General features: G+C 54.4%; 7 protein-coding genes. All 7 read left to right on the top strand.

Translation table 11 applies throughout. The features are described from left to right. Nucleotides 1-219 precede the first annotated feature (219 nt). The 7 genes from ACFQUU_RS19510 to ACFQUU_RS19480 all read left to right on the top strand — a co-directional run bounded on the left by ACFQUU_RS19510 (nt 220) and on the right by ACFQUU_RS19480 (nt 13,443). Nucleotides 220-1,572 (top strand): FecR domain-containing protein, encoded by a 1,353-nt coding sequence (locus tag ACFQUU_RS19510; protein ID WP_382249788.1) that lies wholly within the window; start codon nt 220-222, stop codon nt 1,570-1,572. Nucleotides 1,573-1,596: 24 nt separating this feature from the next. Then, nucleotides 1,597-3,483: a CHASE2 domain-containing protein gene (locus tag ACFQUU_RS19505; protein ID WP_382249787.1), complete on the top strand. Its 1,887-nt coding sequence runs from the start codon at nt 1,597-1,599 to the stop codon at nt 3,481-3,483. Next, nucleotides 3,480-5,000, top strand: coding sequence for a tetratricopeptide repeat protein (locus tag ACFQUU_RS19500; protein ID WP_382249786.1), 1,521 nt, complete (start codon nt 3,480-3,482; stop codon nt 4,998-5,000). Before ACFQUU_RS19505 ends, ACFQUU_RS19500 begins: the two co-directional genes overlap by 4 nt. A 218-nt stretch (nt 5,001-5,218) precedes the next feature. Continuing rightward, entirely contained in the window at nt 5,219-6,577 is a 1,359-nt protein-coding gene (gene yjjJ / locus ACFQUU_RS19495; protein WP_382249785.1) for a type II toxin-antitoxin system HipA family toxin YjjJ, read from the top strand. 1,000 nt (nt 6,578-7,577) lie between these two features. Beyond that, complete coding sequence (locus ACFQUU_RS19490; RefSeq protein ID WP_382249784.1) at nt 7,578-10,514, top strand: DUF4214 domain-containing protein; 2,937 nt, start codon at nt 7,578-7,580, stop codon at nt 10,512-10,514. A gap of 432 nt (nt 10,515-10,946) precedes the next feature. Beyond that, the gene (locus ACFQUU_RS19485; RefSeq protein ID WP_382249783.1) at nt 10,947-11,762 is read left to right on the top strand and encodes a hypothetical protein; all 816 of its coding nucleotides are present in this window, start codon (nt 10,947-10,949) and stop codon (nt 11,760-11,762) included. Nucleotides 11,763-11,907: 145 nt separating this feature from the next. Further along, the gene (locus tag ACFQUU_RS19480) at nt 11,908-13,443 is read left to right on the top strand and encodes a class I SAM-dependent methyltransferase (protein WP_382249782.1); all 1,536 of its coding nucleotides are present in this window, start codon (nt 11,908-11,910) and stop codon (nt 13,441-13,443) included. The last annotated feature ends 37 nt before the right edge of the window (nt 13,444-13,480 follow it).

Raw genomic sequence — 13,480 nt, 5'->3', positions numbered from 1 at the left:
CCCCAAGCCGTCCAGCCGCGTTTACAGAAACCAAGAGTAGATGAAGATGTTTCATTAAAAACTTGGCAAAACAATAAAAGGCCTGCGCATTCTGGGACGTTATTGCATGTTGCGCCTTTTAAAATACACGCCGGAAACCAGAAACATAGCCCCCTGGCAAGCTATGCTGCTATACTTTTCCCCAAAGTAGGGATAAATCCTATCTATAAAGCGAGAGAGATGATGCAACCGGTAGTTTCGACTGGCTGGAAGAAATGGGCGGCACTGGTCTGTATGACGGTAAGTTCGGCGTGCGCGTTTGCGGCCGATATGGCCGGTTCCGTCTCGTTCGCGATCGGTGAAGCAAATGTCATCGGTGAAGACGGTAAATCCCGTGCGGTAACCCGTGGCGAAAGCATCAACGCCGGACAGATCCTTGAGACAGGGGCGACTGGCCATATCCACTTGCGCATGGTCGACGGCGCTTTTGTTAGCATTCGTCCGCAATCGCGTCTGCGCATCGAGGACTATCACTACGATGCCGCCAACGCAGAAAACAACCGCATCAAGTTCGTCCTCGAAAAGGGCGTCGCCCGCAGTATTACCGGCCGCGCCGGCGAAGCCTCCAAACAAAATTACCGTCTCAACACGCCACTGGCAGCCATCGGCATCCGTGGCACCGATTTCGTGGTGCAGGCAACCGCCGATATCACGCGTGTCACTGTGCAGAGCGGCGCCGTTGTCATGTCGCCGCTGGCAGCCGATTGCCTGGCCAGCGCGCTCGGGCCATGCAAATCCACATCGAGCCGCGTGCTGACAGCCGCCATGCGCGACGCCTATCTCGAACTGCGCAATCGCAATGAAGCGCCGTTGCTGATCCCGGCTGAGAAAGCGCTTGAATCCCCCAACACCGTGGCCCCGCCTCGTCCGGAAGAGCCACGTGCGACGAGCGACAAACAAGCTAAAGGCAGCGTGGGAATCGATTCGCGTGATGCTGTGCGCGAAGCCACTGCAGACAACTTGAAGAATCAAGTTGATACCGCCATACCGCCCGCACCTACTCCGCCGCCTCCGCCCCCTCCTGTCGTAGAAAAGCCAGCGGAGTTCTGGTGGGGACGCTGGACGAAATTCATACAGCCGGGCGAGGATGGTAACCCCGTCACTGCGGCACAGGCTCCGGACCGTGAAATGTCGATGAGTAATGATGTGTTCGGCATGGTCAAATTAAAAGGTCCGGTCATGCTGCCGACCACCGGGGTTGCCAAATTTCAGCTGGCTGGTTCCGAAGCCTACGTCATGACGGACAAGAAAACCTTGGCTGCTGCAAATATTACGTCGCCAAGCCTGACCATGAACTTTGAACAGCGCCGTTTTGAAACGTCATTAACAATTAATTCCAACGGCATCGCGCCTGTCGCATTTCAATCGTCCGGTTCCATCAACAAAGACGGTGATCTGAGAGGTGATGCGAATGCAACGGGGACGGTCTTGAACGGTATGCTGTCTAGAGATACCGACCAGGCGGCATATGTATTCCAGCGTGACATTTCCGGCAACCAGAGCGTTGTCGGTGTTACCCGCTGGACCCGCTGATACCCGCCTTCCAGACATCGGTAGATGCTTCGTTTCTGTTTGCTCGGGGCTGCGCTATGCGCAGCCCTGATCGCACCCTCCGCACTTCCCGGACTGTTCACTCCTGTTGATCATGCCCTGAACGACTGGCGCGTGCGCTTTTCGGTGCGGCCGCATGTCGAGTCCCGCATCGTCATCGTCGACGTCGACGAGCATAGTCTGGCAGAGCAGGGCGCATGGCCATGGCCGCGCGAGACGCTCGCCCGCCTCATGAAAACCCTGATCGACGATTACCATGTCGCCGGCATTGCCGTCGACATGGTCTTCCCGGAAAAGCGTCCCAATGACCGCGTCCTGGCCGATCAGCTGCAGCGCCCCGAAGTCACCGGCGCGGTCGTCTTCGACCTTGAGCAGCGCAACCTCGCGGCGCTCAAGTTTATGCTGCCACCCGCCATGCCGGTCAGGATGGAAGAGGGCGCGCCCCAGGTCCCCGGCGTTCCCGTCGTCACCAATCATGCCAGCCTGATGCCTGCGCGCGTCGGTCATATCACACCGATCTTCGACAGTGATGGCGCCGTGCGCCGCCTGCCGCCGCTGGTCTGCGGCGTAGGCAGCGACTGTCGGCCCAGCCTTGCGCTCGCCGCGTATGCAAGCATGGTCGACAAGCCGCAACTCAATCTGCATCGTGGCCGGAGATGGTTGTCCGCCCCATGGGAACTATCCCTTGAGACCGATGACGGCGCGGCGATTGTCACCCTGCCGCTAAATGAAGATGGTTCGCTCGTCGTACCCTACCGGCATTCGCGCCAGGACTGGACGTCGGTCTCCGCTGTCGATGTCCTCAACCGCAAACCCGACCCTGCGGTGCTCAAGGGCGTCATCGTCCTGCTCGGCGGCACCGCACTCGGTTTGTCGGACGTGATTGCCACGCCGCTGGGTCCGGTGGCGGCCGGTCTCGAACCGCACGTCGAAATCCTGTCCGCCTTGCTCGACAATGATTTTCCGGTGCTGCCAAAGTCGGGCACGCTGCTCGCGGGATTGCTGTTGCTGCCGTTTGCGTTGCTGCTTGGCTGGCTGGTACGGCATTACGACAAGCCGCTGCAGCGCTCAGCCGTCTTCCCGGCCTGGCTGTTCGGGACATGGGTCGCCTCGGCATTGATCGCGCTGGCCGCGCTGCACTATGCCGGCATCCTGCTTCCCTTGTCGCCGCTCCTGGTCTTCCCGCCGCTCGCGGTATTGCTCATCCTGTCGACCGAGCTCTATCGCACCGGACGCGACCGGGCCGGTGTATTTGCCTTGCTGTCGGCCTACCTGCCGCGCTCGGTGGCCGACCGCCTCAGTGCCTACGGTCAGGTCCATACCACCGTCGATGCATCACGCCGTGAAATCACTGTGCTGTTTGCCGATATCCACGGCTTTGCTGGCCTGAGCGAACGCACCACGCCGGAGATCGTCGCCCGCCTGATGCAGCGGGTCTTTTCCGAGATGGCCGAAGCCGTCGTCAATCATCACGGCACCATCGACAAATTTATCGGCGACGCCATCATGGCTTTCTGGAACGCACCCGACGACGATCCGCTGCACGCCAGTCGGGCACTCGCCGCCGCAGTCGATATCCAGAAGCGCATGGACGCACTCGCACCTTTTTGCGACGAGCTCGGCCTGTTGCCGATCAAGGTCGGCATCGGCCTGGAAACCGGTTCGGCGCTGGTCGGCAATTTTGGTTCCGCGCATCGCCGCACCTTTACCGCATTGGGCGAGCCGGTCATCCTGGCCAGTCGTCTCGAAGGACTGACCAGCATGTACAAGGAGCAGATCCTGATCGGCCAGACTTGCGCCAGTGCGCTCGGCCTGCAGGATTTGCGCGTTTTGGGTACAGTCCAGATCCGAGGACGCATCCAGCCGGTCACGATTTACTGTACCAATTCATGAAACGACTATTTTCAAGGGACCGCTGGCAGCAGGCATGCGCAACCGCATTGACGGCAGCCGGCGTGCCTGCATTGGTGACGGCAAGGGCGACCGTGACAATGATTGCGGCACTGCCGATACTTGCAGCCGTGCCGCTGGACGCCCACGCGCAGCCCCAGGTTCAGCCCTCCGCGACGGGCGAGACACAGAAGCCTGCCATGCCCGCGCCGGCCTCCACGTCCATGCATGGCATCACACCGGACGATCTGGCCGCCTTTCCCGAGGCGCGCAGCCACCTGGACAACGGCAACCTCGTCGCCGCGCTCAAAACTTTGCAGGACATGGAACGCGCGCATAGTGACAATCCCAACTACTTCAACCTGGTTGGCATCATTGCGCTCAAGCTCGCCGATTACGCAACGGCGGTCACCGCCTTCGAACGGGTGGTCCTGATGCAGCCGGAGAATGCCGGCGCCTGGCTGGACCTGGCGATATCGTCCGCGGAAGCCGGCAACTTCACGAGCGCCAAAGGCTATTTCGATTACATCGAAAACCAGTTCAGCCCGCCGCCGGTCGTCAACATCGTCATCGCCCGCTACCGTGCGCGCATGGCGGCACGCGCCAATGTGTCGTTGTGGCAGTTCAGCATGGACGCCATGGTTGGCGTCGACACCAACGCCAACAGCGGCCTGCAAAATACCGCGATCCCGCTCACCTTCCGTGACGAACGTCAGGAGCTGTTACGTCGGGAGTATCTGCTCGATTCCACCTTCGAGGCGCGCAGCGACCGCTACGTACAGGCAGGCGTCGGCGCACGCTATCGCCAGCCCCTGGGTGACAACCTGCTCGATGTATCGATGGGATTGCGCACGCGCGACTACGTGCAGGAAAGCAGCTTCTCGACCGTCAGCGCCAACCTCAGCGCCGGCCTGTATCGGCCCACTCGCCTTGGCGATGCCAGTGTGCTGATGCACGTCGAGCACCTGTGGCTGGGTGGTTCGCCGCTGCTGCGCAACGTGCGCGCCGTCGCACAGATAGAACACCCGGTAGAGAGTTGCCGTATCGGCTTCAGCGCCGAGAACGAATGGCGGCGCTATACCGAGCTCAAAAACTTCGACGCCAACATATTGTGGGGACAGGCAGGCGTTGCCTGCGACTGGAAACTGGCCGACGTCCCGATCCAGACCATCGTGCTGGGACGCACCGGTCATGACAACCCGACCGGCGACCGCGCCGGCGGCGTGACCCGCCACAATGAACTGATTGCCCAGGTCGCCATGCCGATCGCCTGGGGCGCCCGTGCAGAATTCAGCACTACCTTCGCCAAAGCGGCCGACAGGGAAGGGTATAGCTCGGTGCTCGAAGACAATGCCGCGCGCCGCCTCGATCGCCGCAATATGCGGCTGACCGTCACCGTACCGTTAAACACGGCATCGGATGTCCTCTTCCTCGCCGAAGACAACCGCTTCAAGTCCAATCTGGCCCTGTTCAGGCAAAGCGGCAAAAGCATCAGTGTCGGATTCCGCTACAGGTTCTGACGCCGAAAGTTATACCAATTCCAACCTGCGGGCAGTTGAGGTAACGGTCCATATTGATGGCAGTAGCCGTCATGATCCAAATTGGCCAATTTCCCGTATAGCACAGCAGCAAATGGCTATGAATTTTTAATTCAAAATGCTATTCACAATTCCATTCAAAAAAGACATACTCACTATGAAAATCGATTAAATATTGCTATTCATAGAAATGAAGAAACATGGCTAAAATCCAACATATCGACAGGCTTTACCAGTTGCTAATGCGAGGGCCGGCAAGAACGTCGACTATCTTGGACGAGTTGGAAACCAGCCAGCCGACGTTTTCCCGGCTCTGGGCAACCGTGAAAGACGGCTTCGTATTAGGAGCAAGCAAAGCTCGGCAATACGCATTGCGGCGTCGCGTAGCGGGGGTTGATACGCCAATCCCGGTATTTCGTATTTCCGAAGAAGGGCAGGTTGAGCCGGTCGGCCAACTCCATCCTCTTCAAGGAGAGTTTTATGCGCTTACCCCGCTAGAGGGAACAGCGTATCAGATCTTCGAAGGAATGCCGTTCTTCCTGTCGGATCTGCGTCCGCAAGGTTTCTTGGGCCGGGTGGAACCAAGCAAACATCGCGACCTGGATCTGCCGTCGGATATTTTGAAATGGACCGATGAGCATGTGCTTAAGTACATCTCGCGTCGCAGCGAGCATGCGCCCGGCAATCTGCTTCTGGGAAATGAGTCATACGCCAGATATATCGCAGACATGATGAGCGCGCGGGAGTCAACCATGCGGGAGATCGACCGGGCCGCGCACTATCCAAAAATGGCAGAGCACTCCATGCAAGGAGAGCCGCCTGGTTCCTCAGCAGGCGGCGAGCAGCCGAAGTTCACTGCAACCATTGAGCGCAACGGCGAAAACGCAGTCATCGAACACGTCATCGTGAAATTTTCTCCCCAGGTCGCTACGCCGAGCGGTCGCCGCTGGGGCGATTTACTTATCTGCGAACATCTGGCGCTCGAAGTGTTAAGTCGCAACCAGATAGCTGCGGCGAAAACATCGATCCTCGAAACGGGAGGGCGTGTGTTCCTGGAGGTAGTCCGATTTGACAGGGTCGGACTGAAAGGGCGACGTCCAATGGCGACCTTTTCTGCATTGGATGGGGATCTCGGCATGCTGGATCAGAGTTGGACAGTGGTTGCCCGTGAGCTTGGCCGCCGTGGCGAGTTGTCACCAAAAGACGTGCAGACAGTCGAAATCCTTGACCTTTACGGGACACTCATCGGTAACACGGACAAGCATCATGGAAACATCGCCGTCGCGTGGTCATTCGATCGGCGACATCAATTGCTCGCTGCCTATGACATGCTGCCAATGCTATATCGTCCGAACACGCATGGTGAAATTGTCGAACGAGAATGGCTGCCTAACTTGGGGACGCGACTTGAACTACGACATCTGCCATTCTGCTATGACATGGCAAATCAATTCTGGACGGACGTACTGAACGACCCACGCATTTCCGCAGAATTCAAGCAGGAAGTCGCATCTCGCCATGCGAATACGATGCGTGCTTTAGATATACAAAAAAGTTGAGCACAAGGGCGCTGGTGAGTCCTCGTGATCACCCACTGCGCAATCAGCCATTCAGTAAATCATAAAGTCTTAACCGCAAACAAAACCCCACCAACTTGCCCACCATCGCCTACAAGCCCCTTCCCCTTGGCAGGGGCGCCCGGCGAGGGGGAAGGTTGGGATGGGGGTTGAGTGCATCAAGCATCGACTAACCGCTCTAAGATAAGAATTGAGTGCATCAAGCATCGACTGACCGCCCTAAGATAAGAATTGAGCACATCAAGCATCAACGGACCACTCAATAACCCGACCCCGTCGCATTGACAGTCCCAAGGCAAGCGAAAAAGCGCGTAGCGCCGAGACGTTACGCTGAACGACGACTCCCGCCAATACATAAACCAGCCTTCAACCTATCGAGAGCTTAACGCGTAGGCCGCCCACCGCCGGATGCATGCCCGCATGACCTCCAGTGAAAACCGCATCCCTTTTGCCGGTAGCAAACCAAGCACCATTCTGAAAACCCGGCACACGACCTCGACGGCAATGCATGCGACAGAGCGGTCTTGCTAGGCCGCGCAGCGGATCGCTCTCGCCCAGATATAGAACAGCGCCGTTCTACCCTTGCAAACGACTAAATCAGTCCCTCGCAACAAAAAAACCACCCATATTTCCGCCCAAAACAATAAAACCAACACTTCCGTATAGACAGACAAGTTATTAATAAGCATCTAAAACAGGCAACACCTACATATAAACCACGCAAAAATGCCATCCTGACAAGGAAACCCATTGCAAAAATGCATGATTGTTGGACGGTGGCAACGATTTCATCGTAGAATCGCGAGCAGTCCGAGAACGCTGCGGATTGAGCGTGTTGTTTTTGAGAGAAAGAAAGACACGTGTGATGACCATCACATTGAAACTTGTCTAGCCTCAATACTATACGCACAGCAACTGGCTCAACACAAAAAAAGCCGGCTTCGCTGGGATTCTTAATTTTTCCTTTTTGGGAGTTTTACAAATGGCAATTACCGTAGCAATGCAACAAACAGTCGCCGCAATGTACGCTGCACTGTTCAACCGTGCACCTGAAAAAGCTGGTCTCGATTTCTGGTGCGGCCAGCTGGACTCCGGCGTTTCGCTGGCAGCTATGGCTCAAACAATGTACGAGACAGCACCTGCTCGTGCTACTTACCCTGACGGCATCAGCAACGCTGACGTTGTTAAAGCTTTCTACCTGAACGTTCTGGGTCGTGCTGGCGACGCAGAAGGCCTGGCTTTCTGGGAAGCCCGCCTGAACACACTGGGCACCAAAGGCGCCCTGATCGCTGAAATGGTTGCAAACGTTCAGTCCTACACTGGTACTGATCCTGCTGGCGTTACTTCCAAAGCACTGTTCGACAACAAGGTTACAGTCGGTTTTGCTTACGCAGTTACCCTGGGCAAGGAAGACGTTGAACTGGCCAAGTCCGTCCTGGCACTGGTTACAGCAACTGACACATCCGCTGCTCTGAGCGCTGCTAATGTCGGCCAGACTTTCACTCTGACTACTAGTGCTGACACACTGGTCGGTACATCCGGCAACGACACCTTCACAGGTGCATTTACAGGACTGCAAGGTTCCGACACCATCATCGATCAATCCTCGACTGATGCTGACGTTGCAAACCTGACTCTGACTAGCGCAATCAGTGCCGGCAACGCTAACAAAGCAAAGATCGCAGGTGTTGAAAAAGTTAACCTCGAGTGGAATGCATTCGGTACCGCTTCTGTTGACGCTGAAAACATCTCCGGCGCTACTATTACGCTGACAAGCGCAAAGGCTGGCTTCTTGGGTAACGGTACTGTTACCAATGCTGCGAAGAACACTGTAACCGCTGGTTCGGGCATGGTTGGTACACTGACAGTCGCAGGTATTACCGAAGCAACCGTGAACGGCGGCGTTGCAAAATCTCTGGTTGTTGATGGCACTACCACCAACACAAAGAACCTGAGCGTTACTGTTAACGCTGGCACAGCTACTACTTCCGTTGACGTCGGTTCCACAAATGGCTTCGTTGCTGCGACTATTGATGCTGGTGCTGCAAAGACCATCAAGGTTACGGATGCCGACGCAGTTGCCACTACTGACGGTTACACTGCAACTGTCAAATCCAGTGCTGCTACTGTTAGCTTGACAAATGAGTTCGACGTACTGAACTACGAAGCGACCGTAAATCAGACACTGACTCTCGTTGATAACATCGAGAAGTCCATGACGATCACTGGCGCTGGCAAGGTCGCAGTTGAAACAGTGCTGGCGAACGTGTCGGGTCTTACATTGACCGGCGCGGACTCCTTGAAGATCACCGATGCTGCTGCTACTGGCGATCTGACTAAGATCGACGCTAAAACTGTTGAACTGGCAGTGAACGCTGGTGGCACAGTCACTTTTGTGAACGGCCAAAAGGTCCTGTTGTCTTCGGATCAAAGCTCGACGCTGACCGTAAAGAATGGTGCAGTTGGTACAGCTGATAGCCTGTCCTTGTCGGTTACCAAGGCCCAGACTTCGCTGACAACTTCTGACGTTGAGACAACCAACGTTGCTGTTGATGTCGCTGCGACGACTGTCGTTGGCGGCTACGATATCAACCTGGCTACTTTCAATGCCGGCACGAAGAAGGTTGTTCTGACTGGTAACAATTCTGTTGAATTCGGTACCGCTCTGACAGCAAAAACATTGGACGCTTCTGGTCTCACTGGCAACCTGAAAGTTGTTTCTACTTCCACGGCTGCGATGGACATCATCGGCTCCGTCGGTAAGAACAACATTGACACTGGCGTTACTGCTGCTGGTGCTACCGCTAGCGTGACTACTGGTGACGCCGATGATACGGTGAAGTTCGATGGTACTGCTGGCGATGCAGTCGCTAACGTCGGTGGCGGTAAGAACAGCGTGACTTCCGCGGTTGTGGGCGGTACGCTGGTTGTGAATTCCGGTGCCGGTGACGACACTGTTCTTGCAACTGCTCTTTCGGCTGGTACCTTGGTTGCTAGCCTGGGTGACGGCAAAAACACCATCTCTACAACACTGGCTAACGGTGCAACTGACAACGTGACCATCGCTACCGGCGCTGGCGCTGACAGCATCAAGTTGGGCCTCGGTACAAACGACGCTACCGACGTTCTGACAATCACTGCTGGTGACGGTACCGACACGCTGACACTCGACACAACCGGTGCACTGAAACTGGGTACGATTTCTCTGTCCGGTATTGAAGCGATCCAAATCGGTGCTGCTAGTGCTGCTGGTACATCGGCTACCTTCGCTGCTAAGATCCTGAGCGGTCAGTCCTACGCAATCGCTGGTGGTTCGTCCACTACTGTTACGGTTGATGCAACAGCAACGACCGCAGGCGAAACTATCGACCTGAGCAGCCTGGTTATCGACCAGTCCCTGACTAAGGCAGTTACTAGCGTTGTTATCAACGGTACAGCACTGGCTAATTCTGGTGACACAATCACTGGTACAGCAATTGCCGACACAATCGATGGTAAGGCTGGTAAGGACACCATCACTGGCGGCAAGGGTGCTGATGCTCTGACTGGCGGCGCTGATGCTGATACGTTTGTATTCGCTGCTGGTGATTCCGGAACGACGACTGCAACTGCTGATACTATCGCTGACTTTGTTTCTGGCACTGACAAGATCAAAATTGGTCTTGCTGGTACAGTAGCGAACTACACTGAAGTTGATGGCGCAGCGGTTGCAACTTTGGCTGCCGCAGTTACAGCCGCGGATGCAGCATTCGCTGGTAGCGCAACGAATCTCCAGTTCTACGCAGTGTTCGATCTGAATGGTACTGGTGCCGGTGCGCTGCTCGTTGACCTCAACGATGACAATGCAACGGATCTGGTCATCCAATTGACCGGTGTTGGTACAGCTGCAGGCTTTAACTACGCTGACATCATTGCCTGATCTTTATAGGAGATGCACCCTAGGCGCAAGCAGAGGGTGTTAATAAAAGCAGTTAAAACCCTGTCTCTCAATAGGAGACAGGGTTTTTTATAAGAACAGTAATAGCAAAATAGCAGTAATGCAGACTGGTGCAGTCGCCATCTGCACCGACCAAGAAGGAATTTGACGGCTGGGGAGTGCAAACTCCTCAGTCTTTTTTTGTTTTTCAAGAGCACAGCAAATTAGTTTATTGCTTGTGAGCGTCGTATCTGAATCAATTGCTAAATTCGTTTCGAGACTGCGATTTCTACCGCGAAACTGAACATTGACAATGCATTCTCTATATAAGCCCGGCCGGTAGGCTAAGTAGTAAAACCGCTGTTGCCAAACGAACCCCGTGTGTTGCACTGGGCCGCTGAGGAAATACTTACCCAGCGATATTTACTCCCAGCGGTGACCACCATCGAAGCTTTGTTCCTTCAACTAAGAAGAGAACTCGATCCCACCCTAATTCAAACTCAACCTGTCAAGCTCGGCAAGCCGTACCCATTGGAACAATGCTTAGAAATTTCATTGGCGATGCAACATCATTTACAGAGACTCGATCCATCAACCTTAGCTGGGCCGTCGAGATTAGGTTACTCGGCATTGGCGGGCTTTCCGCGTTGCGGAGGAAGTATGCGGCAGGTATGGGATGACCTGCGTGGTGAATACTTTCAGAATGCGTTTTTGGCAGGGGCGTTATACATCGATGTCTCCAACGATACGGTCACCCGTACCAAGCCGCCGGTTGAAATTCTTTCCTTTGCGGATGCGCACTTCAAACCTGTCGAAGATTATCGCCACTTCGCCACATTGGCGTCGCGTTACTGGAAAGCACATTTTTCCCCCAACCATATTGGGCCAACCCTTGCGCCGTACTTTCCCCTGATAGCCGTAATACCTGAAAGTGGTGTGCACTTCCAGTCTATGTCTGGCTACATCCTTGCAGTTGTAGCGACTGGAGAATTTCGTCCCAGCGAGGTAGTGTTGGACGCACCGGCGATGAAAGCCGACTTATTTGAACTTATCGCAAACTGTCTTGCAGGGTCTTCGTTTGAGGTGGCAAGTGACCCGCTAAAGGGGCGTGCGATGGCACTTCATTATTGCAAAAAATATCGTGCTGAAGGCTACCGTCAAGCTGCCGAAGCACGTACAAACGCATTACGAGATTTGTTGGAGGCGAACAAGCGTTTATCCAGTTTGAAAGTCACGGTCATGGCACCTTAAGAATCGGAGATATTGAACAGCTCAATAAAATGTCCTGCACCGAGAAAGCAATAATCTACTGACCGGGACTGATCGGCTCTTTTACGCTCCAGGTACTTCTCCCTACAGGTAAAATGCCTAGCAACCTATTTAAGGAGCGACACCTATGAGCGATTGGACGGCAGGCTATGTGGCAGATATCGGTTATACCTATGGATATTACAGTGAGCTCAATCCACTACACCTACGTTTTGCATTCTTGAGTGCAGGATTAGCAGAGCCAAACGTTCGCGTTGCATGCGAGCTTGGCTTCGGGCAAGGGTTAAGTGCAAACATACATGCTGCTGCCTCTATCACCAAATGGTACGGTACGGATTTCAATCCTTCACAAGCCGCCTTTGCCCAAGAACTAGCACAGGTATCAGGTTCTAATGCGCAATTATTTGATGAGGGTTTTGCCGAGTTCTGTGCACGCTCGGATTTACCTGATTTCGACTACATTGGGTTGCATGGCATCTGGAGTTGGATCTCGGATGAGAACCGTAAAACCATAGTTGACTTTCTTCGTCGCAAGTTGAAGGTTGGTGGCGTCCTATATATCAGCTATAACACGCAGCCAGGTTGGGCAGCCATGGTGCCGATGCGTCATTTGCTCACTGAGCATGCCGAAATCATGGCAGCACCCGGGCGCGGTATAGTTTCGCGCGTAGATGCCGCCATGGATTTTGCTGGAAAACTGCTTGCTACCAATCCGCTCTACGCTCGTGCCAATCCTCAAGTTGTCGAGCGTATTGCGAAGATGAAAGAACAAAACCGCAACTATCTTGCTCATGAATATTTCAACCGCGACTGGCATCCTATGCCGTTTGCCGAGATGGCAGAATGGCTTGCGCCAGCAAAGCTCGATTTTGCTTGTTCCGCCCATTATTTGTCACATGTAGATGTTGTAAATTTAACGGAAGAGCAGCAGACGTTTTTGAAAGAGATCCCCGACGTAATGTTTCGTGAAAGTGTGCGGGATTTCATGGTCAACCAGCAATTTCGCAAAGATTATTGGGTTAAAGGAGCACGTACATTATCTGCCTTAGATCGGATAGAACACATACGGCAACAACGAGTGATCCTAGTAGTCTCTCGAGCTGACGTCTCGCTTAAGACAAAAGGAGCATTAGGCGAGGCCAAGATGAGCGAAGCGGTGTATAGCCCGATCCTTGATACCTTAGCCGGTCATTCAATTTTAACGGTTGGACAAATCGAGCAGGAAGTAGCAAGTCGCGGTATCAGCTTAGGGCAAGTTGTTGAAGCGTTGATGCTACTTACACATATGGGCGTTTTGACGGCTGTTCAGGATGCAGAGTCCATTAACAAAGCTAAACCGCATGTCGACAAACTGAATTTGTACCTCATGAGCAAAGCACGGAGTAGTAACGAAATTAGTTACCTCGCCAGTGCCGTGAACGGAGGAGGCATTGCTCTCGGCCGCTTTCAGCAGCTGTTTATACTAGCAATCCGCCTAGGTAAAACGGAACCCGCAGAGCTTGCAAGTTTTGTCTGGAACATTCTCTCCGCGCAGGGACAGAAGATTGTCAAAGAAGGTAAAACGTTAGAGACAGTGGAGGACAACCTTGCTGAACTAACAGCACAGGCGACTACTTTTACAAAACAGCAGCTGCCAATATTGAAGGCACTTCAAGTCGCTTGAGATTAGACGGTCAAGTACGATCTGCACATCAATCGCA

Source organism: Herbaspirillum sp. GCM10030257 (genome assembly GCF_042666555.1).
Classification (GTDB): Bacteria; Pseudomonadota; Gammaproteobacteria; order Burkholderiales; family Burkholderiaceae_D; genus Noviherbaspirillum.
The sequence above is the reverse complement of the archived record's forward strand: the minus strand, read 5'-3'. Positions and strand labels throughout refer to the sequence as shown.